This window comes from Streptomyces sp. 7N604 (assembly GCF_052245475.1).
Taxonomy (GTDB): domain Bacteria; phylum Actinomycetota; class Actinomycetes; order Streptomycetales; family Streptomycetaceae; genus Streptomyces.
The window spans coordinates 150261-174577 of record NZ_JBQQBX010000010.1 but is presented as its reverse complement, the minus strand read 5'-3'; the positions used below and the strand labels follow the sequence as shown (position 1 = coordinate 174577).

Genomic DNA, 24317 nt, shown 5'->3' with positions numbered 1-24317 from the left:
GAGGTTCAGGTTCGCACGGCGCCTCTGAGTGACTGCTCGGAGCGGTCGCGGGGGCGCCGCGCCCGCCCTCAGCTGCGCACGGCCCCTTTTACCTGCGGTTTCATCGGAAGATGCGGCACAGGTTCCAGCCGCCGCCGATCTTGTCTGGTGTGTCAAAGATCTCCGGCGCGGCCTTGCCGGTGCCCGGGGGCGGATACCGGGTGCCGCCGGGCGTGCGCGCGGTGTAGTCGGTCCGCCGTCGCCGGGCTCGAGCGCGCTCGCATACGCGCCAGGGCCTGCTCGTCACTGCGGTGCGGCAGTGAGGAGCAGGCCCTGCTGGCGCTGCTGGCCGTGCTGTCAGAACGTAGGTCAGTCGCCGTTCGGCGTCGGCGTCGTCTTCTGGATCTGCAGCAGGAACTCGGCGTTGGACTTGGTCTGCTTCATCTTGTCCAGCAGCAGCTCGATGGCCTGCTGCTGATCGAGCGCGTGCAGAACCCGGCGGAGCTTCCAGACGATGTTCAGCTCGTCGCTGCCGAGGAGGATCTCCTCCTTGCGGGTGCCGGAGGCGTCCACGTCCACGGCCGGGAAGATCCGCTTGTCGGCGAGCTTCCGGTCGAGCTTGAGCTCCATGTTGCCGGTGCCCTTGAACTCCTCGAAGATCACCTCGTCCATCCGCGAGCCGGTCTCGACCAGCGCGGTGGCCAGGATGGTGAGCGAGCCGCCGTCCTCGATGTTCCGCGCGGCGCCGAAGAAGCGCTTCGGCGGGTACAGCGCGGTCGAGTCGACACCACCGGACAGGATGCGGCCGGAGGCGGGCGCGGCGAGGTTGTACGCGCGGCCCAGGCGGGTGATGGAGTCCAGCAGCACGACCACGTCGTGGCCCAGCTCCACGAGGCGCTTGGCCCGCTCGATGGCGAGCTCGGCGACCGTGGTGTGGTCCTCGGCCGGGCGGTCGAAGGTCGAGGAGATGACCTCGCCCTTGACCGACCGCTGCATGTCGGTGACCTCTTCGGGCCGCTCGTCGACGAGGACGACCATCAGGTGGCACTCGGGATTGTTGTGCGTGATCGCGTTGGCGATCGACTGCAGCACCATGGTCTTGCCCGCCTTCGGCGGCGAGACGATCAGACCACGCTGGCCCTTGCCGATCGGCGCGACCATGTCGATGATCCGCGCGGTGAGGCCGCTGGGCTCGTTCTCCAGGCGCAGCCGGTCCTGCGGGTACAGCGGGGTCAGCTTGCCGAACTCCGGCCGCCCGCGCCCGGTTTCGGGCGCCATGCCGTTCACCGAGTCCAGGCGGACCAGCGCGTTGAACTTCTCGCGGCGCTCCCCCTCGCGGGGCTGGCGGACCGCGCCGGTGACGTGATCGCCCTTGCGCAGACCGTTCTTACGGACCTGGGCCAGCGACACGTACACGTCGTTCGGGCCCGGCAGGTAGCCGGAGGTCCGGATGAAGGCGTAGTTGTCGAGGATGTCGAGGATGCCCGCGACGGGGATCAGAACGTCGTCCTCGGCGATCTGCGGCTCGCCCGCGAACTCGTCGCGGCCGCGGCGCCCCCTGCGGTCGCGGTAGCGGCCACGGCGGCCACGCCGCCCGCCCTCGAACTCCTCGTCGTCCTGCTGACCGCCCTGGCGGCCCTCACGCTGCTGGCGGTTGCCACCACCCTGGCCGTCGTCGCCGCCCTTGCCGCGGCGGCCGCGCTCGCGGCGGTCGCCCTTCTGGCCCTGGCCGCCCTGGCCGCGGTCCTGGCCCTGACCGCCCTGGCCGCGCTCCTGGCGGTCGCCGCCCTTGCCACGGCCTTCGGCAGTGTCGGCCGCGGCCTCGACCTTGGCCTCGGACCGGTTCTCGGTCTTCGTCTCGGTCCGCGTCTCGACCTTGGTGTCGGACGCGCCCTCGGCGGTCTCGGGGCTGCCCGCCTGCGCGGTGGCGCGGCGCCGGCGGCGCTCACCGGCCGGCTGCTCGTCGCTCGCCGGCTGGCCGGGGATTTCGATCTGTTGCTGGCTCTCGGCCTTCTCGGCCGACGCGGCGGGGGCTTCCGCGCCCGCCGCGGCCTCACCCGTACGGGCCCTGGAGGTGGTACGGCGCTTCGGCTTGGCCTCGGCCTCCCCGGCCGGAGCCTCGGCTCCCTTGGCGGGGGCCCCGCCTCCCGCCTGCTTCTCCTTGATGACCTCGATCAGCTGGCTCTTGCGCATCCGCGCGGTGCCCTTGATGCCGAGGCCGGAGGCGACCTGCTGGAGCTCGGCGAGGACCATGCCCTCGAGACCGGTGCCCGAGCGGCGTCGCCGCGAGGCAGTACCAGTGGCAGCACCGGCGGCAGGCGCGGCGGGAGCGTCCGTGGCGGGCGCGGAGGCAGCGCCGACCGTGTTGTCGGCAGTCACGCCCATCAGATCGGTGGTGTCGCTCACGAAGGGTCCTTCCCTGGAGCGGGCGTCGGCCTGTCTGGCTCGGCGACCGGTTGTGCTGTCCGGCTTGCGGTCCTGGAATGCGGACCGGGCCGGGGCGGTGGTCCGCCGGTACGGCGGAGAGAACAATTAATTGGTTCCGGCGCTCATGCGCCGATTTCCGGAGCGTGCTCGATATCTGCTCAGGCAGGCTGCTCAGGCAGTTTGGGAGGCTCCCGGAAGAAGGTCGTCCCGACAGTGGGACACGGAGCACCGCACCGATGAGGTGTCGGGTGCAGACATGAGGTTAACACTACCGGATCCAACAAACATTCCCCCTCTCCAAGACCGGCAATCGTGTGTCACGCGAGCGGCAGGACACTCGCGCCCGCCATGTCGAGCGTCAGGCGGCCCGCCGCCCACCCCTCGCCCGCCAGCTGTGCGACCTTGTCGGCCGCACTGTCCTCGGCCAGCGCGAGCACCGTGGGGCCCGCGCCGGAAATGACCGCGGGGACGCCGTCCGCGCGCAGTCGGCTCACCAGGGCCGCGCTCTCCGGCATCGCGGGAGCGCGGTACTCCTGGTGGAGACGGTCTTCGGTGGCGGCGAGCAGCAGCTCGGGGCGCCTGGTCAGCGCCTCGACCAGCAGCGCCGCCCGGCCCGCGTTCGCCGCCGCGTCCACATGAGGGACCGTGCGCGGCAGAAGGCCGCGGGCGGTCTCGGTGAGGACCGGCTTCGCGGGCACGAAAACCACCGGAACGATGGATTCTGCGGGCTCCATCCTGATCGCCCGCGCCGCGCCCGCCTCGGTCCAGGCCACGGTGAAGCCGCCCAGCAGGCAGGCGGCGACGTTGTCCGGGTGGCCCTCGATCTCGGTGGCCAGCTCGAGGAGCGCGGTGTCGTCGAGCTTCTCGGCCCCGCCTATGGTCACCGCGCGGGCGGCGGTGATGCCCGCGCAGATGGCGGCGGAGGAGGAGCCCAGGCCGCGGCCGTGCGGAATGCGGTTGGCGCAGACCACTTCCAGGCCGCGCGGCTGCCCGCCGAGCAGGTCGAACGCCGTCCGGAGGGACCGTACAAGCAGGTGGTCCTCATCGCGCGGCAGGGTTTCGGCTCCCTCGCCCGCGATGTCGATGTGCAGCCCGGCGTCCGCCACCCGGACGACCACGTCGTCGTAGAGCCCCAGGCCCAGGCCGAAGGCGTCGTAGCCAGGGCCGAGGTTGGCGCTGGTGGCGGGGACGCGCACCCGTACGGCGGCGGCTCGGAATGCGGGACCGGCCATCGCTCGGTGACTCTCCTTGGTGTGGATCTGAAGGAATTGCCCCTGGGCGTCCCCAAGGGGCACCCCCTGGCCCGGCGACAGGACCGCGCATGCAGGCGGAAGGCTGCGGCGGGGCGGGGTTCGACTGCCAGCCTATCGAAGGAAGGTTCTGTCGCGACATAGGGCGCACGGGAGGCGCACGATGCGTGTCGCCGTATTCCCGTGCTTCCAGCCGCTCGCCTGCGGCTGCCTATGCCATTCCCAGGCGTTCGGCGGCCGCGTCCGCGTCCACCGGTACGGTGACGGGCTGCGGCGCACCCGCCACCGCCCAGTCCGGGTCCTTGAGACCGTTGCCCGTGACCGTGCAGACGATCCGCTGGCCCGGGTCGACCTTGCCCTGCTCGGCCGCCTTCAGCAGCCCGGCGACGCTCGCCGCCGAGGCGGGCTCGACGAAGACGCCCTCCTGCGAGGCCAGCAGCCGGTAGGCGGCGAGGATTTGACGATCGGTCACCTCATCGATGAGACCGCCCGACTCGTCCCGCGCCTGCTCGGCGAACTTCCACGACGCCGGGTTGCCGATCCGGATCGCGGTGGCGATGGTGTGCGGGTCCTTGACCGGCTCGCCGCGCACGATCGGGGCCGAGCCAGAGGCCTGGAAGCCCCACATCCGCGGCGTGCGGGAGGCGTCGCCGCTCTCGGCATACTCACGGTAACCGCGCCAGTACGCGGTGATGTTGCCCGCGTTGCCGACCGGCAGCACATGGATGTCCGGGGCGTCGCCGAGCGCGTCGACGACCTCGAAGGACGCGGTCTTCTGGCCCTCGATGCGGTACGGATTAACCGAGTTGACGAGCGCCACCGGGTACTTCTCGGACAGCCCGCGGGCGAGCGTGAGGCAGTCGTCGAAGTTCCCGTCGACCTGCAGGATGCGCGCCCCGTACACCAGCGCCTGGCCCATCTTGCCCAGCGCGATCTTGCCCTGCGGGACGAGGACGGCGCAGACCATCCCGGCCCGTACGGCGTACGCGGCGGCGGAGGCGGAGGTGTTGCCGGTGGACGCGCAGATGACGGCCTGCGCGCCCTCCTCCTTCGCGTGCGAGATGGCCATGGTCATGCCGCGGTCCTTGAAGGACCCGGTGGGGTTGGCGCCCTCGACCTTGAGCTGAACCTCGCAGCCGGTGCGCTCGGAGAGGATCTGGGCGGGCACCAGCGGGGTGCCGCCCTCGCGGAGGGTGACGACCGGGGTCTTCGCGTTCACCGGCAGGCGGTCGCGGTACTCCTCGATGATGCCCCGCCACTGGTGGGTGCGGGTTGGCCGGTCGACGATTGCAGACATGGTTCCTTGACTCCCTTTACTCCCCTTCGACCCGCATGATGCTCGCGACGTCGCGTACGGTATCCAGCCGGCGCAGCGCCTCGACCGTGGCCGAGAGGGCGGCGTCGGGCGCCCGGTGGGTGACGACCACGAGCGATGCCTCGCCGTCCTTGCCCTGCTGGCGGACGGTGTCGATGGACACGTGGTGCTCGGCGAAGACGGTGGCGACCTGGGCCAGGACGCCCGGTTTGTCGGCGACGTCGAGGCTGATGTGGTAGCGCGTGACGACCTCTCCCATGTGGCCGACCGGCAGCTGCGTGTACGCGGACTCGCCGGGGCCCGTCGTCTCGCCCACCTTGTTGCGGCAGACGGCGACCAGGTCGCCGAGGACGGCGGACGCGGTGGGCGCGCCGCCCGCGCCGGGCCCGTAGAACATCAGCCGGCCGGCGGCGTCGGCCTCGACGAAGACCGCGTTGTACGCCTCGCGGACGGAGGCGAGCGGGTGGCTGAGCGGGATCATGGCCGGGTGCACGCGCGCGGTGACGAACCGCCCGTCGGCGGCCCGCTCGCAGATCGCCAGCAGCTTGACCGTACAGCCCATCCGTTTCGCCGAGGCGATGTCGGCCGCGGTGACCTCGGTGATGCCCTCGCGGTGCACGTCCTCGATGGTGACGCGGGTGTGGAAGGCGATCCCGGCCAGGATCGCCGCCTTGGCGGCGGCGTCGAAGCCCTCGACGTCGGCGGTCGGGTCGGCCTCCGCGTACCCCAGCGCCGTGGCCTCGTCCAGCGCCTCGGAGTACCCGGCGCCGGTGGTGTCCATCTTGTCGAGGATGTAGTTCGTGGTGCCGTTGACGATGCCGAGGACCCGGTCGACCTTGTCGCCCGCGAGTGACTCGCGCAGCGGCCGGACGAGCGGGATCGCGCCCGCGACCGCGGCCTCGTAGTAGAGGTCGGCGCCGTGCTGCTCGGCCGCCGCGTGCAGCGCCGCGCCGTCCTCGGCGAGCAGCGCCTTGTTGGCGGACACGACGCTCGCGCCGTACTCGAAGGCGGTACGGATGAGGGAGCGGGCGGGCTCGATGCCGCCGATGACCTCGACCACGACGTCGATGTCACCGCGTTTGACCAGCGCGGTGGCGTCGGTGGTGATCAGCTCGGCGGGCACGCCCTCGCGGGCCCGGCCGGGGCGGCGTACGGCGATCCCGGCCAGCTCGACCGGGGCGCCGACGCGTGCCGCGAGGTCGTTCGCGTGCGTCGTCATGAGGCGCGCCACCTCTGAGCCGACCACTCCACAGCCCAGCAGCGCCACCTTCAGCGGACGCGTACGCATCATCCGACCTCATTTCTCCCACATACAGGTGCTGCACCAGTCTCACGCACCGGACCGGACTTTCTATCCCCGGTCCAGAATTCAAGACACCGTTCTCAATTATCCGACGTCGAGACGCAGGAGATCTTCCTCCGTCTCGCGCCGCACGATCACCCGCGCCTCGCCGTCCCGGACCGCGACCACCGGCGGGCGCAGCGCATGGTTGTAGTTGCTCGCCATGGAGCGGCAGTACGCGCCGGTGGCCGGCACGGCGAGCAGGTCCCCGGCCGCCAGGTCCGCGGGCAGGAAGGCGTCCCGTACGACGATGTCGCCCGACTCGCAGTGTTTGCCGACGACGCGGGACAGCATCGGCTCGGCGTCCGAGCGGCGGGAGACGAGGGCGACGCTGTACTCGGCGTCGTAGAGGGCGGTGCGGATGTTGTCCGACATGCCGCCGTCCACGCTCACGTACGTCCGCAGGCCGGGCAGCGGCTTGACCGTGCCGACCTCGTAGAGGGTGAAGGCGGTGGGGCCGACGATCGCGCGGCCCGGCTCGACCGAGATCCGCGGCACGGCGAGCCCGGCGGACTCGCACTCGCGGGTGACGATCTCGCCGAGCGACTTGGAGATCTCGTGCGGCTCGCGGGGGTCGTCGTCCGAGGTGTACGCGATGCCGAGGCCGCCGCCGAGGTCGATCTCGGGCAACTCGACGCCGTGCTCGTCGCGCACCTGCTTCAGCAGTCCGACGACGCGGTGGGCCGCCACCTCGAAGCCTGAGGTGTCGAAGATCTGCGAGCCGATGTGGGAGTGGATTCCGGCGAGTTCGAGGCTCTCCAGGCTGAGCACCCGGCGTACGGCCTCGGCGGCCTGGCCGCCCGCGAGCGGGATGCCGAACTTCTGGTCCTCGTGCGCGGTCGCGATGAACTCGTGGGTGTGCGCCTCGACTCCGACCGTGACCCGGATCTGGACGCGCTGGCGCTTGCCGAGCCGCTCGGCGATGTGCGCGACGCGGACGATCTCCTGGAAGGAATCGAGGACGATGTGGCCGACGCCCGCCTCGATCGCCCGGTGGATCTCCTCGGTCGACTTGTTGTTGCCGTGCAGCGCGATGCGCTCGGCGGGCATGCCGGCGGCGAGGGCGGTGGAGAGTTCGCCGCCGGAGCAGACGTCGAGGTTCAGCCCCTCCTCGTGCAGCCAGCGGACGACGGCGCGGGAGAGGAACGCCTTGCCCGCGTAGAAGACATCGGCGCCCTCTCCGAACGCGCTGCGCCAGGCGCGGCAGCGGGCGCGGAAGTCGTCCTCGTCGAGGATGTAGGCCGGGGTGCCGAACTCCTCGGCGAGCTGCTTGACGTCGATGCCACCGACGGTGACGACGCCGTCGGCGTCACGGGTGACCGTACGGGACCAGACGCGCGGGTCGAGCGCGTTGAGGTCGGCGGGCGGAGCGGTGTAGTGCCCTTCGGGCAGCACGTCGGCGTGGCGGGGCCCGGCGGGGTGGGCGGAACGGCTCATGGGTCTTTCAGTCTCCTCGGATCCTCGTCAGAGGGGGCGTCAGAGGGGGCGGGGGGCTCAGGGGTTACGGGGCTCAGGGGTTACGGGGCTCAGGGATGCGGGGTTCAGGGATGCGGGGTTCAGGGGGGCTCAGAGGTGGGTGGGTGCGGTGATGCCGAGCAGGTGCAGGCCGCCTGCGAGCACCGTCCCGGCGGCCTGGGCGAGGGCGGCACGGGCTCGGTGGGGGCCTTCAGGTTTCTCGTCACCGCGCGGGAGGACGGGGCAGGTGTCGTGGAAGCGGAAGAACGCGTCGGCCAGCGCCTCGAGGTGGCGCGCGACCCGGTCGGGGGCGCGGAGCCGGGCGGCGGAGGCGAGGACGGCGGGGTACTCGCCGAGGGCGGCAAGGAGGGGGGCGAAGGTGGTGGGGCTGGGCTTGTCGCCGGGGTTGCCGGGGTTGCCAAGGTCGCCGGGATCGCCGGTGTCGCCGGCGGCCGGGTCCGGGGTGATGCCCAGGTCCGCGGCGTTGCGGAGGAGCGCGCGGGCGCGGGCGTGGGCGTACTGGACGCGGAAGAGGGGGTTGGACTCGCGCTGGGCGAGGAGCTGCGCGGGGTCGGTGCGGGGGTGGTCGTGGGCGGCAGGGCGGAGGAGAGCCCAGCGGGTGGCGTCGGGTCCGAGGGCCGTGAGGAGGTCGCGGGCGGGGACCTTGACGGGCACGGGCCTGATGACGTGCCTGACGGCAGGCTCGTCGGCCGCGGACACCGACCCGTGTGTATCGGTATCGGTGGTGACACCCAGCTCCTCCCATACGGGGTCGGGCTCGCGCTCGCAGCGAAGGGTGACGCCGGTGGCGCCCCGGGCGCGGAGGATACGGGCGAGCGCGTCGGCGGTGACGGCGGCCCGGGTGTCGTAGGGGAAGCTCAGCTCGACGGCGGGGTGGTGAGCGCGGGGATCGCTGTGCCCGTACGACTCGGACTCGGGGCTGGGCGGCTGGTGTCCGTACGACGCGCCGCTCGCGAGCACGGCCTGGACGAGGGCGGTGTCCGACCCGTCCTCGAGGGTGATGTTGAGGAACCCTGGCTCGGCGATATCGACCCGCGCGACCCCGGCGGCCTGCTCGATCCGGGGCCGGAGGATCTCGGCGACCTGCCGCGGCGAGCGGCCCGCGCCCTTGGCCAGCTGGAGGGCGATGTTGGTGGCGTAGTCCCCGCAGCCGGGCCTGGGCGGACGCCGGACCACCGCGCGGGCCGGCACGGGCGCGCGCAGCTCACCGGCCTCGACGGCACGGCGCACGGTGCAGAGCACGGTGCGGGAGAGCTCGGCGGGGGTCACGGGACAAGCGTATGGGAGGTGGGGGGTGGGTCCGCGAACGGGTTTGTCGCGGGGTGGCCGGGCTCGGCCGGGTGGGTCGGGCTCGGCCGGGCTCGGTCGGGCTCGGTCGGCTTCGACCGGTGACTGCCCGGTTCAGCGCGCGGGACGTACGGCGGTCTCGGCGGCGCCGCCTCCGCCTCCGGCCGGCCCGCGCAGGCAGCTGCCGGGTGCCCCGGGCGCCGTCCGCCCGGCCAGCCGGCGCACCATCCGTACGAGATCGACCGGCTCGAACGGCTTCGCCAGAAAGGCGGCGACCCCGATCGAGTGCGCGCTGTCGAGCTCGAGCTGCGTGCAGGCACTGACGATCGCGACGGGGATGTGCCGGGTCCCGGGATCGGCGTGCAGCCGGGCCGCGGTACGCATCCCGTCGAGCCGGGGCATGACGACATCGAGCGTGATGACGTCGGGGCGCACGCGATGCACGATGTCCAGGCACTCGGCACCATCGGCCGCGGTCACGACCTCGAACCCCTCGAGTTCGAGATTGACCCTGATCAGCTGCCGGATGACCTTGTTGTCGTCGACGACAAGGACCCGGCCATACGAGCCAGGCACAACCCGAGGGTAGGTCGACGACTCCGGCTGCGTCCGGGTTTTGCCCACTTCCGCCACCTGCGGGGGAGCCCCATCACCCGGAAAACCCTGTTCATGGGCACCCCGCCGGAGCTGGTAGGGTTCTACCCGTCGCCGAACACGCGACGAGTCGCCCCCGTAGCTCAGGGGATAGAGCAACGGCCTCCGGAGCCGTGTGCGCAGGTTCGAATCCTGCCGGGGGCACCCAGAACATGGGAACGGGAACGGGTATTTTGCCCCGGTTTCCGACCCCGAGTGCCGTGCTCGGGTGCCAGTACTTCGGTACGGGCACCCGATTTTTTGTTCCCCGTGTCCAGCCCGCGGGTGATGCGCGTCAGTGCGTCAATCATGTGGCCTGGGATCGTGACCTGCAGCGCGAGTTCTTCGCGGGGGCGGTTGTAGCGGACTTCCAGGCTGAAGGCGTCGTAGAGCTGGCGCTGCTTCTCCTCGGGGACACGTGTGAGGTCTAGGTCCAGGTACGGGAGCGCGTCGAGCAGGGCTGCGTTGTCGCGCTTGGGTGCGGGCTCGGGGATCTCGAGCCCGGCCAATTGCTCGGACAGGGCCTTTCGCCGCCCGCCCAGGGTTGCGTGTTCTTTGCGGATGCCGTCGCGGAATGCTCGCTCGTGTTCCGGGTCGGGTTCCTCGTCGGGTCTATATCCTCCCGTGCCCTCGGCGAGAGCCTGGATCAGGCGACCCTGGCGTTGCTCGATCGCCGAGATGGCCTGCTCCAGGGCGTCGCGTTCCCGGGGGATGCGTTCCGCCGAGCCGTCGGCGTGGTGTGCGGTTTCGAGGGCTTCGCCGAGGTGGGTACGGCGGTCGGGGCCGAAGACGTGGGTGGCGAAGAATCGGGAGATGGTCGTGAGCAGGGTCTCCTCACGGATCCAGAGACTCTTGGGGTGGCTGGTGAACCAGGGCCTGTCACGGTGCTCGTTCGGGTCTGGCTCGCAGGCGTAGTACGGAATCTGGTGGCGGCTTTTGCCGTACATCCGACGGTTGCACAGGGCGCAGTTGACGTACGACCGCAGGATGTAGGAGCGCTGTGTTGCGGGGTGGCTGTTCTTGCCGGGAGTGGTGCGCGAGCCCTGGCGCTTTCTGGACATGGCGGAGACCGTGTCGAAGAGTTCGCGGGTGACCAGAGGTTCGTGGGTGGGCTGGGCCGACCACACCCAGTCCTTCGGGTCGTTGTTGCGGCCGCCTTTCTTCGTCGCGCGGCGGTTCCATACCTGGTAGCCGGTGTATTTGGGATTCTTGAGGACCTCACGTACGGCGGAGCCGCTCCAGCGGTCGAGGGCGGCGTCGGCGCGGGTCGGCTCCGGGGGCGGGTAGGCGGCCCGGTCGAGGTTGAGACGATCGGCGATGGCGTCATAGCCGAGCTTGTCCAGTCCGCGGAGCTGGAAGATGGCAGTGACGGCCGGAGAACGAGGGGGGTCGGGGACGAGCCGGTGCTTGGTGCGGCCCTCGGCCCGGCGGGCGGGGACCGGGTGCGGAACCTTCTCGGCCAGGTAGCCGTACGGCGGCTTGCCGGTGTTCCAGCCCTGTCTCGTGTGCTCAACGAAGCCGTCCCAGGACAGCTCCAGCATCTGCAGCACGTACCACTCGGAGACTGCCTGCTTGACACGGCGGGTGAGGGTCGGGGTGGCACGCTTGGCACCGCGCCCGGTGACGATCGGTTCATCGGCGGCGCACAGGGCCACTCCGGCCTGCTCAAGCTCGTACTCGATCTTGGTGCCGAAGTACGTACGGCGGGCCACACGCTCGATGGACTCGCAGATGACGGCGGCGAAGCGGCGGTCTGGGCGCTGGGCCTCTTCAAGGAGATCGGAGATGCTGCCGTCGCGCGGGATGGGGATATTGAACTGCTGGTACGCCAGGGAGCGGCCGCGTTCGTCCAGCTCCTTGCGACCGGACTCGACGTCGTAGAAGTGGGCGACGATAACCCAGCCCGGCGGCAACGCAGCTCTGGCGTTGCGAAGCTGCCGTGGGAGGGACAGCGTGGGATCCTGCGCGTCCTCCGTGGAGGTACGGCCGAGCCAGGCCACAGGGACGCTGACCGGAACGGCGGCCGCGTCGGGAATGCTGCCCCTGGACCAAGGCCGGTCTGGCAAGGAGGGTGCCCAGGGCCGGGCGCCGGGCGAGATCTCCGGCATGTGCTGTCCTCTCCCACGGGTCGGGCGGGAGCTCACGCTCGGCGAATGTGGCCCGCGTCGCAGCAGTGCGCGTACAGCCACTCCAGCACTTCGCGGATCGCGACCGCTTGGCGCTGGGCCAGAGCCTGAGCGTCCTCGCCTTCGACGACGACGTACTCGACGACCACCCGCAGCTCCTTGGGTGAGCTGGCCAGTTCCGCGGGTTGGCGGGCGATCGTCGTCCATGGACGCTCCGTCTCGGCCGCGTCGTCAAGGCCGCGATCTTGCACGTTGACGCGGGGCGGCAGCGGGGCGGTCACGGCTCACTTCTCGCTTCGGTACCGCACCATGGCCGTGGGCCCTGGAACGGGATGCCGTCGGGGAGCAGGACGTCCACAGCTCGGGCGGCTTGGTGGGGAACGACGCTGTTGCCAAGGAGGTGGAGCTGCGCAGCCCGGGAGAGGCCCGCGGCGCCAGTGACGTGACCGGTGAGGCCCATCATCCACTCGACGAATTCGGCGGACAGCCGACGCGTGCCGGGCTGGATGGGTCTGGGCGCGGCGTGTCCGGTCACGCGCTCCCATCTCCGGATGGCGGGCAGGTAGTCGCCCCACCACGGGGCAGGTGAGTGACGGCCGTTCGCAGGTTCATGCCGCCTTTGCGTTTCGGCGTCGTGCCGGCGCCACCGTTCCCGTCGGATGCAGTCGGCGTAGGCAGCAGGTACTCGGTCGCCTCCGTTGCTGTAACCCCGGTCGGTTTGGTGCGGGCAGCGAGCGTTGCCGCGGTCGAGGCGAGGGTGAAGCCGCCGTTGCCGTGCTTCTGGTTCGGGGAGCCTTTGGCACCGTCGCTGGCTGTGAGGGTGGGCAGCAGGTGTTCGATCTCGTCGGCGAGGGTTGGGCCGTGGCCTCCGGCCTTGCGTTTGGTGGGGTGCTGGGAGCCGCCGTTGCTGCCCAGGTTCGCCGTAGGCGTCTTCAACAGTGGACTGTCCTCCTGATGTTGCGGGCCAGGCGCTGAGGAATACCCTCTCTCGGCGGTGCGGGGCGCCGACGTCAGCGGCGCGTACGCATGTCCAGCTCGCGTCGTACCCGAGGTCGGCCAGGTCCGCGAGAAGCACGCCCAGTGCCCGCATACGGGGTTGATCGGGCGGGTTTCCCATACACCGCGTGCAGGGTTCCACGTGGCGAAGGGCGTGGGTTCCGGCTCGGGTGGACAGCAAGCCGCGGACATTCTCGATCACCACCAGGCAGGGGTTAAGGGCATCGATGGCACCGACGATGTTCTGCCACAGGCCGGAGCGGGTGCCGCTGGCAAGTCCGGTGCGTGGGCCGGCGACGGAGAGGTCCTGGCAGGGGAATCCGGCCGTGAGCACGCACACGGGCTCGGCCAGGTGCCAGTCGATGGCTCGCACGTCGCCCAGGTTCGGGACACCGGGCCAGTGGCGGGCGAGTACCTGAGCGGCGCGGGGGTCGGTCTCGGCGTGCCAGGCGATGTGGCCACCGAGCGCGGCCGCGACACCGAGGTCCAGGCCGCCCACTCCGGAGCAAAGGCTGCCGATCGAGCAGTCAGCGGCGGCCACGGCCGGTCCTTCGGGTGCAGGTTCGGGAGTCGCAGGCTGCCGTGGTGGTCGGTTCGCCGCCCGCCCCAGCCCTGCACCGTGGTGTGCTCGGCGGTTCCGTGCCGTCCGCGGGACTGCTCGGGAGGACGGTTTTAGTGAAGGTGAGCACGTCCTCGTGCTGCACCACTGAGAGGGGAATGCCCTGGCGGCGGGCGTCGCGGACGTTCTTCATCTGGAAGAACGAGGGGCGGGTGATGAGTCGGCTGTCGCGGATGCCGGCAAGGAGGGCGACGCAGCGCTCGGACGGCGTGAGTCCGGCGGCTCTTCCGGCGGCGAGGACGGCGGAGGGCAGGTCAATGAGTTCGCCGCGTTCGCGCCAGGGGCGGGTGGTGACCACGACGGTGCCGCCGGGGCGCAGCATGATGCGGCACTGGGCGAGGATCTCGGTGAAGGCGTGAAGGAGCCGGTCGGTGGAGACGTGGGCGAGGTTGGCGGGGTCGTGGCTGTAGTGGAAGTCCTTCTTGACCACGCCGCGTTCACCGGTCTCCCGAGTGGAGCGGACCTGTCCGTGGACGCTCGACCCGTACGGTGGCGAGGTGAGGACGAGGTCCACTTCACCGTGGAGGGCTGTGGGGATGAGGCGGGTGAGGCGGCGGGCGTCGCCGCAGTCGACCGCGCCGGTACCGGTGCCGCCTTCGCGTGTGGCGGAAGCAGCGTTGAGACGGGCCAGGCGGGCCCATTGCAGTTCGTACTCGACGCCGATGGCGCTGCGGCCGAGGTGGATGGCTTCGACGAGGGTGGTGCCGATGCCGCACATCGGGTCCAGGACCAGGTCGCCGGGGCGCGTGTAGGTCCTGATCGCGTGGGCGGCGATGGCCGGGAGCATCTTGGCCGGGTGGGCGGCCGAGCCGGGTACGTAGCGGCCCTTGCGCTGTGCGGGGGCGGAGGTGGGGGCTGTGTTCCACACCGAGAGGGAACAGGGCACGGGAGCTCCTTGGGCCGTCAGGCGTGGTGGATCGCCGAGAGGACGATCAGGTCGCTGTGGATCACGCCGGGGCTGGCGTCGATGGGTGGGGCGGGCACGAGCCGGTCTTCGACCGCGTGGGCGTGGGCGATGACGATGTGCTGCAGGTAGCGAAAGCCGGCCGTGCGGGCGGCGGCGATGAGATGGCCGAGCGGGTCGGTGAGCACTCCGCCCTCCCGGTGTTGGCGGGTGGCCAGCAGGAGCAGCCCGTCGGCAGGGAGGAGGCGGTGGGCGCGGTGGAAGAAGCCGGGCCAGCCGTTCTCCATCGCGCCGGGCATCTCGGTGACGGCCGAGGGCAGGGGCTCGGCGGGGAGGGTGTCGGGATGGAGTTCGGCGAGCAGTACCGGTGCCCCGCTGGCCGTGCCGTCGGCGGCATCGGCGTGGGTGGTGCAGGGGGTGCGGGCGTCCATGCCCGGTGCGGTGTCGCGGATGGAGATCTTGAGCAGGGGTGCGGGCAGGTGGCCGGGGCGGTGGATGAACTCGGTGCGGATCTTGTCGATCGCCCAGTAGGGCAGCACGCTGCCTGCGGCGGGGGCTGCGTCGGGCTGGTCGGGGTCGGGGAGCCAGATGGTGGTCGGCAGCGGGCTGGCGGGGCGGGTACGAGGGGTGCGTCGTCGGCGAGATGGGGTGATGGGCATGGGCAGGTGGCGCCCGGGGAGCAGGGATCAGATCCGTCGTGTGCTGACGTGAAGTAATAGGGAAGCGAGTAGGCGAGAATGCCATCGCTGCCGTAAGCGTTCGATTCGCCTGCGGCGCAGGAGTTCTGATGGGCCGATAGCTCGGAACTCCGAGCGGCTAACGCTCCTTTGCCCAGGTCATCCGGCCAGCGGGCCGGTGGTGAGCCACCTGCGAGCCACTGCCGAGCCACCCAAGCATGCGGCGCCATGAGGGGGAAGACTCGGCCAGAAATTTCTTGATGTTCGATACCGGGTGTCCCGGCTGGGGCGCCGGTGCTGGTCATCGGGCGTGGGCCGGTGGCGGGCCATCGCACACACCGAGCCAGCGGTTCGGCCATGACGCGGGGCTGGCGCGCGGGCGGTCCGCTGGTGGCACGGCGGGGTGACAGAGGTGGCGGCAGACGTTGTCCGCCACGCCCCACAAGGAGCAGTGCCATGCACGACTCTCACCGTCCGGCCAGCCGCCCGGGCTGCACGTACGCCGAAGTCCGTTCTCCGCTGCAGGTGCTGGAGGAGTCCTTCCTCGCGCTCGCCCGGACCGCCAGCCCGTTGACGCTGCCCGCGCGTCTGGTCTGCGAGGAGCCGGAGCAGCCTGTGCTGCCCGTCGACCAGGTCCGCACCCGCCTCGCCCACCCCGCCACCGCGCCGACGCTGCGTGAGCGGACCTGGCGTGAGGTGGTCCGCCGCGCCCAGCAGGTCGGCCAGCCGTGGGACACGGTGGCCGTTGCGATGACAGTGCCGGTGCTGCGCCGGATGCTGGCCCGGCTGTCCCGCCCCGCCCACCTGGAGCGTGCCGAAGTCGAGCAGGAGGCTCTGGCGGCCGTCGCCACCGCCCTGCACTCGGTGGACGTGAACGCCGAGGACGTGGGCCGGTCGCTGTTCGCGGCGGCCGACCGGGCGCTGCACCGTCTGGTGTACGCCGCGCGCCGCCGAGCCGCCCGGGAGACCGGGCCAGCCGTGCACCTGGGTCGGCTTGCGCTCTACACGTCTCGGGCCGGATGCCAGGAGGCGGCCGAAGCCGGCGACGACGGCAAGATCAAGGACGAGTACACAGTGCTGGCCCGCGCGGTCCAAGCACGTGTCGTGGACATCGCCGAGGCGCGTCTGATCGCCCGTACGCGTCTGAACGGGGAGCCGATGCAACGCTTGGCCGATGAGCGGGGAGTGAGTGTGCGTCAGCTCTACCGACACCGCGCCGCCGCCGAGCAGCACCTGGCCGCCCACCTGAAGGGCCAGCTGCGCGGAGAGTGAGACCACGGGAACCGGAGACGTTCGAGCGACGGATGTCACTTTCCGTCCCGTGAATCTCTATTACCGGTAAGGGCCCGCCGCCGGATGCGCGCCACGCACCCGGCCAGGCCGCCGCCTGCAAGGTCCTGTCACTGCTGTCTTGCCTGGGCCTTGCTGTCGGGTGGGGTGAGCACGCCCGTCTCGTGCTGACACCCGAGCGCCGTTGCCCATCGCCGCCCCCCTGTAAGGAGGTCGGCCCCGGGACCAAGGGAATCCGTGCTCACCCCACCCCATGCACCACGCCATGCGCCGCGTACGGCGTTGCCATCCCCTTTCGTTCCGCTCCTGTTCTGCTGCCGTGCCGTGCCCTGCTGGAGGTCGTCCGCCATGCCCACAAGACTCCGTCGGCCGCCTCGGCCGCCAGTCGACCTGGCGGGCCGCTGGACAGCCCGGATCGGCTGCACCACCGTCTTCACCCTCTTCGTCACTCTGGTGGGCCCGCCGCGCGCATGGGCGGTCGCGGACATCCCGACCGTGATCACGAATCTGCGGAACTGGATCGTCGGCCTCCTGGCCGGTCTCGCCACCCTGTTTTTGACCTTCGGTGGGCTGCGCTACCTGATGGCCGGTGGCGATCCGGGGGAAGTCGAGGCCGCCAAGCGGGCGTTGAAGGCCGCGAGCATCGGGTACGGCCTGGCCATCCTGGCCCCGGTGATCGTGACGGTGCTGCAGGGCATCGTCGGCGCGGGCAACGGGGCCGGGCAGTGAGCCGCGCCAAGCCCCTGGGCCGCGCTCTGCCCCTACTGTTCCTGACTGCCCTGGTGCTGGTCCCGCTCTCCGCGCAGTCCGCCTCCGCGAACGCGGTGGCTGCGGCTCCTTCGGCACCGGCGGCTCCAGAGCCGCCCCAGCCCGAACCGCAACCGACGCCCGGTCCGGCAGCTCCCTCCCCGGATGCAGAGCCAGAGCCGACTCCGGATCCCGCGCCTGGACCAACCGCTACTCCGGGCCACCCCACGCCCGAACCGGACCGGCCCTCACCTCCCGAGCCGACGCCAGGCTTGATGCCCCCGGCGTGCGAAGTGGACGGCGACCCGAGCGACTGCGGCACCGGTGGCGGGTTCGGCTTCTCGGACCTTTTCGACATCCCCGGCATGATCGTGAACGCGATCACCTCGTTCCTCGGCATGCTGATCGAGCAGATCATGAAGCCGGTCCGGGAGTTCCTCGCCGACACCCTGCTGGCCACCCCCGACATCACCCGGCACACCGACATCAAGCAACTGTGGACCGCGATGCTGGGGATCACAGCCGGGATCTACGTGCTCTTCGTGACAGCGGGCGGCATCACGGTCATGGGCTACGAGACCGTCCAGACCCGCTACGCCCTCCAGCAGATCGCCCCGCGCCTGCTGCTCGGGATGGTCGCGGCGGCCACCTCCCTGACCGTGACGGGCAAGGCGATCGGCCTGTCCAACGCCCTCGCCCACGCGATCATGGCCACTGGCATGGTGGACGCCGGTCACGGCATGGTGGACGCCGGTCACGGCATGGTCGAACGCGTCCTGCCCTTCGCCCTGTTCGGTGCACCGGGTCTGAAGCTGTACCTACTGCTGTTGGCGATCGTGATGATCGCGCTGGTGCTCGCGGTCCTGGTCGGCTTTCTGGTGCGCGTCGCGGTGATGGCGCTGCTGGCCGTGACCGCGCCCCTGATGCTGGCGTGTCACGCCCATCCGGTGACCGACCCCGTTGCCCGGCTGTGGTGGCGCGCTCTGGCCGGATGCCTGGTCATCCAGATCGCTCAGTCGATGACCTTCGTCCTCGCCCTGAAGCTCTTCTTCGCCCCCGGGGCCACGGCCCTGGGCATCCCCAAGTCCGACCAGCTGGGCACCACGCTCGCGGGGATGGCCCTGTTCTGGGTGCTGTTCAAGATTCCCGGCTGGACCCTCCAGGTCGTGCTCCGCGGTACTCCCGTGCACAACCCGCACGCCCCCACCGGGGTGCGCATCCTCAGACACTTGGCGATGTACCGGCTCATGGACCACTACCTGCCCGGCATGCACCTGCTGCGCCGCCGCCCCCGCGGTGGTGGAGGAGGCGGTGCCGGGTTCGGGTTCGGCCGCGGCGGACCAGCAGGTGGCGGGGGCGGCCGTCCGGGACAGGGCGGAGGCGGCCGCGGCGGTGGCCGACCGGTGCCAACTGGGCCCGGAGCCAGTCGGGGTCCAGTTGGCCCGCGCCGGGCTCTGCTGGCCGAAGGCCGTGCTGACCAGGTCCATCCTAGTGACCGCCCTGGAGCAGACGGCGGGCCGGGATCCGGTGCTGCCCTTGCCTCAGGACGCCGCGCGTCCGCCAGCAGGACAAACCGCACGCCCGCCTGGGCCGTTGGTCCCCGCGCCGCGCGCAGGCCGCCCGCAGCAACCCGAGCTCTCAAGCGCCGTGCTCCCGCCGCGGCTCCCCTCGCCGATAGAGCGAGAGGTCCTCGCGCCGTCGTTCACCGAGCCCCGGTCCGGCGGGTACGCCAACTTGCGCTCCCGATCACAGCCGAGCGCGCGGCGGGCCGACCTGCCCGACCCACGCAGCTCGGGCTGCCGATCCGCACCGAGCGAGCCCTAGACCCACCCGCGCCGATCCACGCCCTACGCAGCACACCGCCCCCGGCCCGCCCCGCCGCCCTGCCCCGTGCACGCCAGCCGGCCCTGCCCGTTCCCGCCCGCCGGGTGCGCGTGCGCCCGCCGCGCCCCATGCAGCTGCGGCTGCCCCTCGAACCGCCCCGGAGGTAACCCCGCATGAGCCATCCCGACGACGAGGCGGCAGGCACCCCGTATGCCACGCGCATTCCCGCAGACATCTCGCGCCCCGACCGTCTCCTGGGGCCTTTCACAGCACGGCAGAGCGCGATCTTCGCTGTCGCAGCGCTGGTGCTGTACGGCGGGTACTGGGCGACGCGGCCGTTCATGGCTCCGCTTGCGTACGCGGCCTTGGTGATCCCGATCGCTGGGGCAGTGGCCGCGCTCGTGCTCGGCCGACGGGAGGGCATCGGCCTGGACCGCTTCCTGCTCGCCGCCTTCGCCTATGCCCGCACCCGGGGTCGGCGCGTGCACGCGCCCGAAGGCGTCCCGCGGCTGCCCGCCGTGATCCCCGAGCGCTGGACCAGAGCCGACCGGCCGCCGCCGGCCGCGATGCGCATGCCGTGCGACGGCATCACCGCCGGTGGGGTGCTCGACCTACGCGACGCGGGCAGGGCCTCGCTGGCCACGTGCTCCACGGTCAACTTCGAGCTGCGCTCAGCGGCCGAACAGCAGGGTCTGACCGCGGCGTTCGCGCGCTTGCTCAACTCCCTGACCGGGCCGGTTCAGGTGCTGGTGAGCTGCCACCGCATCGACCTCGCCCCGCTCGCCGACACCCTGCAGCAGGATGCCGCCGCGCTGCCGCACCCGGCGCTGGAACGAGCCGCCCGCGCGCACGCCGACTTCCTCGCCGACCTCGCGGCAGGCGGCAACCTGCTCGGTCGGCAGATCGTGCTCGTCGCCCGCGAAGACGCTTCGGCGCACGGCCCACGGCACCGCGCGGGTGAGGGGCGCGTTCTTCAGCGCGTCCACGAGGCTGCCCGGGCCCTGGCTGCCGCCGAGATTACCGTCACGCCGCTGGACGCCGAGCACAGCGCCGGCCTGATCGCTTCGGCCTGCAACCCCGACACCCCACACCCGCCCCAGAATGGATCGGAAGGTGATCTCACATGACGCGGTTCCTCTTCGGCCGCCACCGCACCGCTTCCGAACTGCCGGTCATCGACAGCGCTCAATTGTTGGATGTGGTCGGGCCCGAGGCCATCGAGGTACACGCCCGTACGCTGGCCGTCGGCGCGCACCTGGCGACCACGCTGGTGGTCACCGGCTACCCGGCCGAGGTCACCCCCGGCTGGCTCGCCCCGCTGTTGAACTTCCCCGGGCACCTCGACATCGCCCTGCACATCGAGCCGGTCCCCAACCCGGTAGCGGCAGCGGGGCTGAAGAGGCAGCGCGCTCGCCTGGAGTCCGGCCGACGCACCGGCTTCGACAAGGGGCATCTGGACGATCCGGAGGTGGAGGCCGCCGCCGCGGACGCCGCCGACCTCGCCTACCGCATCGCCCGCGGTGAGGGAAAACTCTTCCACCTCGCCCTGTACCTGACGGTGCACGCCCCGGACGAGGAGAGCCTGGCCGAGCAGGCCGCCGCCGTACGTGCGATCGCCGAGTCCCTGCTCATCACGGTGGCGCCGACCACCTACCGGTCGCTGCCGGGCTGGCTGGCCACCCTCCCCCTGGGCATCGACACCCTCAAGATCCGCCGCACCTTCGACACCGCCGCACTCGCCGCCTGCTTCCCCTTCACCAGCCCCGACCTACCGGTCACCACCGACCAGGACCGCACGGCTTCCGGGCTGCTGTATGGGCTGAATGCGGCCTCCGGCGCGCCGGTGCTGTGGGACCGCTTCGTGCAGGACAACTACAACTCCATCACCCTGGCCCGCTCCGGCGCCGGCAAGTCCTACCTCACCAAACTCGAGCTGCTCCGGCTGCTATTCACCGGCGTCACGGCATCGGTGATCGACCCGGAGGACGAGTACGTCCGCCTCGCCGAAACCGTCGGCGGCACCGTCATCGCGCTCGGCGCCGACGGCGTACGCCTCAACCCCTTCGACCTCCCAGCACCGACGGACGACGGGGAGGATGTCCTCACCCGGCGCGTCCTGTTCCTGCACACCTTCCTCGCAGTCCTGCTGGGCACCGACCTGACCGCAGGCGAGAAGGCCGTGCTCGACCGGGCGATCCTCACCACGTATGCGCGCGCCGGGATCACCGCGGACTCCCGTACCTGGCAGCGCACGCCGCCTACGCTCGCCGACCTGGCCACGGTGCTGGCTGAGGACGGCAGCGAGGCGGCAGCAGAGCTCGCCGACCGGCTCGCCCCCTACACCACCGGCTCGCATGCCCAGCTGTTCAATAGCCACAGCACCGCCGCCACCTCCGGGCATCTGGTGGTCTTCGCGCTCCGCCAGCTTCCCGAAGAGGTCAAGGCCCCGGCGATGCTGCTTGCCCTGGATGCGATCTGGCGGCAGGTCACCCACCGTCCCAAGCGTGGCCGGCACTTGGTCGTGGTGGACGAGGCATGGCTGCTGATGCGCGACGGAGCCGGCGCCCGCTTCCTGTTCCGTATGGCCAAGGCCGCCCGCAAGTACTGGACCGGGCTCGCGATGGTCACTCAGGACGCCGACGATGTGCTGGCCTCCCCGCTGGGGCGGGTCATCGTCTCCAACGCGGCCACCCAGATCCTGCTCCGCCAGGCTCCACAGGCCATCGACACGATCACCGAGACCTTCCACCTCAGCCACGGCGAACGGGAGTTCCTGCTCTCCGCGACTCGCGGCGAGGCCCTGCTGCTGACCGGTGACCGCCGCCACAAGGTCGCCCTGATCAGCGTCGCGGCGCCCGGCGAACACGAGGTGATCACCACCGACCCGGGCGAGCTCGCCGCCCAACACCAGGCAGACCAGGCCCCCGACACCCATGGCCTCTTCACCGATGAGGCGCTCAACGGCGACGGGGAATGGGAGTCATGACGGTGCGCCCGGTGCTCGCCGCCACTCAGCCGGGCGGTCCGCTGGTGGACTTCCTCACCGACCCCAGTGGCTTCTGGGCCACGGTCAGCCACGGTGCCATCAGCTGGCTCGGCGCGCACGCGCCCGTCCTCGCCCCCTGCGCCGCCGTCGCCGTTGCCAGCGGCTACGTGCTGCGCCACCGCCTGCACCAAGCGCGTCAACAACGCCTCGCCGACGGCGCGCGCTGCGTGGAGATCCTCGCCCCGCCCACAGTCGCTCCCAAGGGCGGCGAAGTGCTGTGGGCGCAGCTCGCCGGTCTCCTGCGCCCGTGGTGGCGCCGGATCACCACCGGCCAGCCGCATCTCGCCTTCGAATACACCTGGTCCCACACCGGACTGCACATCCGCCTGTGGGTCCCCGCCACCGTGCCGCTGGGCCTGGTACGCCGCGCGGTGGAGGCCGCCTGGCCCGGCGCCCACACCCGCGTCACCCAGCCCACGCCGCTCCTCCCCCACGACCACACCCACACCGCCGGACGGCTACGCCCGGCCCGCCCCGGCGTCCTTCCCCTGCGCACCGACCACGCCACCGACCCACTCCGAGCGCTCCTCCAGGCCGCCACCGGCATGGGCGAGGACGAGTCCGCATGTGTGCAAGTCCTGGCCCGGCCCGCCACCGGCAGCGCGCTGCGCCGGGCCCGCCGCCAGGCCCGGCGGCTGAAGGCCGGGCACACCCCCACCCGGCTGCCCGCCCTGACCGCTTTCCTCCTCCACCGCGCCCAGCCCACCGCGACCGGTAAGCAGGACCCCGAACACGGCGCCGCCGTAAGACAGTCGGCGGTCAAGCTCTCCGGACCCCAGTGGGAATGTGCCCTCACCTACGCCGCCACCTGCTCCGGGCAGGCAGAGCGTGCTGGGGATGTGGCGCGCGGCCGGGCCCACGCGATCGCCTCCGCCTTCGGGCTGTACGCCGACCGCAACCACGTCGTCCGCACCCGCTTGAGAAATCCTGAACTGCGCATGAGCCCCCGGCAGTTCCCGCCCGGGCGGCCTGCACTGTTGTCGGTGCCAGAGCTTGGCGCCCTCGCCCACCTGCCCCTCGACGCGGACGCGCCGGGCGTCCAGCGGGCTGGAGCCCGTTCCGTCCTGCCACCCCCGCCGATCCCCGAGCCCGCGCCCGGCAACAGCGTCAAGCGCCTCGGCCGCTCCGACGCCGGCGCCCGCCGCGGCGTCGGCCTCGCCGTGGCCGACACCCGCCACCACCTCCATGTCATGGGCGCGACCGGCTCCGGCAAGTCCACCCTGATCGCCAACCTCGCGCTGGACGACGTACGCCACCATCGCGGCGTCATCGTCATCGATCCCAAAGGCGACCTGGTCACCGACCTCCTCGAGCGGCTCCCGGACACCTGCGCCGACCGCCTCGTCCTCATCGACCCCGACGACCCCCACCCGCCACCGTGTCTGAACGTGCTGGACGGGGCCGACATCGACGTCGTCGTGGACAACATCACCGGCATCTTCCGCCGGATCTTCACCGCCTTCTGGGGACCCAGGACCGACGACCTGATGCGCGCCGCGTGCCTGACCCTCCTCAAACACCGCGACCGCACCCACCAACAGGTCACCCTCGCTGATGTGCCCCGCCTGCTGGGCGAGCCCGCCTACCGGCTGCGGATCATCCCCGCGCTCAAGGACCCCGTGCTGCGCGGCTTCTGGGCCTGGTACGAATCGATGTCCGAGCCCTCCCGTGCCGCCGTGGTCGGCCCGGTGATGAACAAGCTGCGCGCCTTCCTGCTGCGCGACTTCGCCCGCCGCGCCATCGCCGCCGGCCCCTCCACCTTCGACCTCGGACAGGTCCTCGACGGCGGCATCCTGCTCGCCCGTCTTCCCAAGGGCGCTCTCGGCGAGGAGACCGCCCGGCTGCTCGGCTCGTTCATCGTCGCGGGAGCCTGGCAGGCCGCCGCAGCCCGCGCCCGTACCCCCGAACACCACCGCATCGACGCCACGCTGAGCATCGACGAGGCGCACAACTTCCTCACCCTGCCGTATCCGCTGGAGGACATGCTCGCCGAGGCCCGCGGCTACCGCCTGTCCATGCTGCTGGCCCACCAGCACCTGGCCCAGCTCCCGCGCGACCTGCGCGAAGGCATCTCCGCCAACGCCCGCAACAAGATCTTCTTCAACGCCTCGCCCGAAGACGCCAGCTCACTGGAACGCCACACCCTGCCGACGCTGACCGCGCACGACCTGGCCCACCTCGGCCCCTACCAGGCCGCCGCTCACCTCCTTGTCGGCGGCGCGGAATCCGCCGCCTTCACCCTCACCACCCACCCCCTGCCACCGGCCGTACCCGGCCGAGCCCGGGACCTCCGACAAGCCGCCGCAGGCCGCACCGGACCGTGCCCCGCCACGCGGCCCTGAGCCCGGCACCCGACTTCACCGTTCCCCCTCACACACC

At 71.5% G+C, this 24317-nt stretch carries 17 protein-coding genes, 1 tRNA gene and 2 pseudogenes; 7 read left to right on the top strand and 13 right to left on the bottom strand.

Annotated elements, in window-relative coordinates; genetic code table 11:
* Positions 1–348: 348 nt before the first annotated feature.
* The 7 genes from rho to ACTWP8_RS13375 all read right to left on the bottom strand — a co-directional run bounded on the left by rho (position 349) and on the right by ACTWP8_RS13375 (position 9700).
* On the bottom strand, positions 349–2385 hold the full coding sequence (gene rho / locus ACTWP8_RS13405; RefSeq protein WP_443322361.1) for a transcription termination factor Rho: 2037 nt from the start codon (positions 2383–2385) through the stop codon (positions 349–351).
* A gap of 338 nt (positions 2386–2723) precedes the next feature.
* The gene (gene thrB, locus ACTWP8_RS13400; RefSeq protein WP_443322360.1) at positions 2724–3638 is read right to left on the bottom strand and encodes a homoserine kinase; all 915 of its coding nucleotides are present in this window, start codon (positions 3636–3638) and stop codon (positions 2724–2726) included.
* Between the two features lie 229 nt (positions 3639–3867).
* Complete coding sequence (gene thrC, locus ACTWP8_RS13395) at positions 3868–4953, bottom strand: threonine synthase (RefSeq protein WP_443322359.1); 1086 nt, start codon at positions 4951–4953, stop codon at positions 3868–3870.
* A 16-nt stretch (positions 4954–4969) separates the two neighbouring features.
* Complete coding sequence (locus ACTWP8_RS13390; protein ID WP_443316520.1) at positions 4970–6262, bottom strand: homoserine dehydrogenase; 1293 nt, start codon at positions 6260–6262, stop codon at positions 4970–4972.
* A 96-nt stretch (positions 6263–6358) separates the two neighbouring features.
* Positions 6359–7750, bottom strand: a complete 1392-nt coding sequence (gene lysA / locus ACTWP8_RS13385) for a diaminopimelate decarboxylase (protein ID WP_443322358.1) — start codon at positions 7748–7750, stop codon at positions 6359–6361.
* Between the two features lie 129 nt (positions 7751–7879).
* Entirely contained in the window at positions 7880–9058 is a 1179-nt protein-coding gene (gene nrtL / locus ACTWP8_RS13380; protein ID WP_443322357.1) for an ArgS-related anticodon-binding protein NrtL, read from the bottom strand.
* Positions 9059–9190: 132 nt separating this feature from the next.
* Positions 9191–9700 (bottom strand): response regulator, encoded by a 510-nt coding sequence (locus ACTWP8_RS13375; RefSeq protein ID WP_443322356.1) that lies wholly within the window; start codon positions 9698–9700, stop codon positions 9191–9193.
* A 102-nt stretch (positions 9701–9802) separates the two neighbouring features.
* On the opposite strand from ACTWP8_RS13375, the gene ACTWP8_RS13370 reads away from it, so the two are divergent.
* A tRNA-Arg gene (locus tag ACTWP8_RS13370) sits at positions 9803–9874 on the top strand.
* Positions 9875–10818: 944 nt separating this feature from the next.
* On the opposite strand, the pseudogene ACTWP8_RS13365 reads toward ACTWP8_RS13370, so the two are convergent.
* The 6 genes and pseudogenes from ACTWP8_RS13365 to ACTWP8_RS13340 form a co-directional block, all read right to left on the bottom strand.
* Positions 10819–11250, bottom strand: a pseudogene (locus ACTWP8_RS13365) (recombinase family protein); the annotation flags it as partial.
* Positions 11251–11849: 599 nt separating this feature from the next.
* Positions 11850–12116, bottom strand: coding sequence for a hypothetical protein (locus ACTWP8_RS13360; RefSeq protein ID WP_443322355.1), 267 nt, complete (start codon positions 12114–12116; stop codon positions 11850–11852).
* A gap of 250 nt (positions 12117–12366) precedes the next feature.
* Positions 12367–12771 carry a hypothetical protein gene (locus tag ACTWP8_RS13355; RefSeq protein ID WP_443322354.1) on the bottom strand — a complete coding sequence of 135 codons (405 nt, stop codon included), beginning with the start codon at positions 12769–12771 and terminating at the stop codon, positions 12367–12369.
* An 88-nt stretch (positions 12772–12859) separates the two neighbouring features.
* A pseudogene (locus tag ACTWP8_RS13350) lies at positions 12860–13330 on the bottom strand (DNA cytosine methyltransferase); the annotation flags it as partial.
* Positions 13331–13358: 28 nt separating this feature from the next.
* Positions 13359–14336: a TRM11 family SAM-dependent methyltransferase gene (locus ACTWP8_RS13345; protein WP_443322353.1), complete on the bottom strand. Its 978-nt coding sequence runs from the start codon at positions 14334–14336 to the stop codon at positions 13359–13361.
* Positions 14337–14353: 17 nt separating this feature from the next.
* Positions 14354–15013 carry a hypothetical protein gene (locus ACTWP8_RS13340; protein WP_443322352.1) on the bottom strand — a complete coding sequence of 220 codons (660 nt, stop codon included), beginning with the start codon at positions 15011–15013 and terminating at the stop codon, positions 14354–14356.
* 474 nt (positions 15014–15487) lie between these two features.
* On the opposite strand from ACTWP8_RS13340, the gene ACTWP8_RS13335 reads away from it, so the two are divergent.
* From ACTWP8_RS13335 to ACTWP8_RS13310, 6 genes are all read left to right on the top strand, one after another.
* Positions 15488–16303 (top strand): hypothetical protein, encoded by an 816-nt coding sequence (locus ACTWP8_RS13335; RefSeq protein WP_443322351.1) that lies wholly within the window; start codon positions 15488–15490, stop codon positions 16301–16303.
* A gap of 366 nt (positions 16304–16669) precedes the next feature.
* The gene (locus ACTWP8_RS13330; RefSeq protein WP_443322350.1) at positions 16670–17050 is read left to right on the top strand and encodes a pilin; all 381 of its coding nucleotides are present in this window, start codon (positions 16670–16672) and stop codon (positions 17048–17050) included.
* A gap of 293 nt (positions 17051–17343) precedes the next feature.
* Entirely contained in the window at positions 17344–19059 is a 1716-nt protein-coding gene (locus ACTWP8_RS13325; protein WP_443322349.1) for a hypothetical protein, read from the top strand.
* A 6-nt stretch (positions 19060–19065) separates the two neighbouring features.
* Entirely contained in the window at positions 19066–20019 is a 954-nt protein-coding gene (locus tag ACTWP8_RS13320; protein WP_443322348.1) for a PrgI family protein, read from the top strand.
* The gene (locus ACTWP8_RS13315) at positions 20016–21878 is read left to right on the top strand and encodes a VirB4 family type IV secretion system protein (RefSeq protein WP_443322347.1); all 1863 of its coding nucleotides are present in this window, start codon (positions 20016–20018) and stop codon (positions 21876–21878) included. Before ACTWP8_RS13320 ends, ACTWP8_RS13315 begins: the two co-directional genes overlap by 4 nt.
* Positions 21866–24280 (top strand): type IV secretory system conjugative DNA transfer family protein, encoded by a 2415-nt coding sequence (locus tag ACTWP8_RS13310; protein ID WP_443322346.1) that lies wholly within the window; start codon positions 21866–21868, stop codon positions 24278–24280. The genes ACTWP8_RS13315 and ACTWP8_RS13310 overlap by 13 nt, the downstream gene beginning before the upstream one ends.
* The last annotated feature ends 37 nt before the right edge of the window (positions 24281–24317 follow it).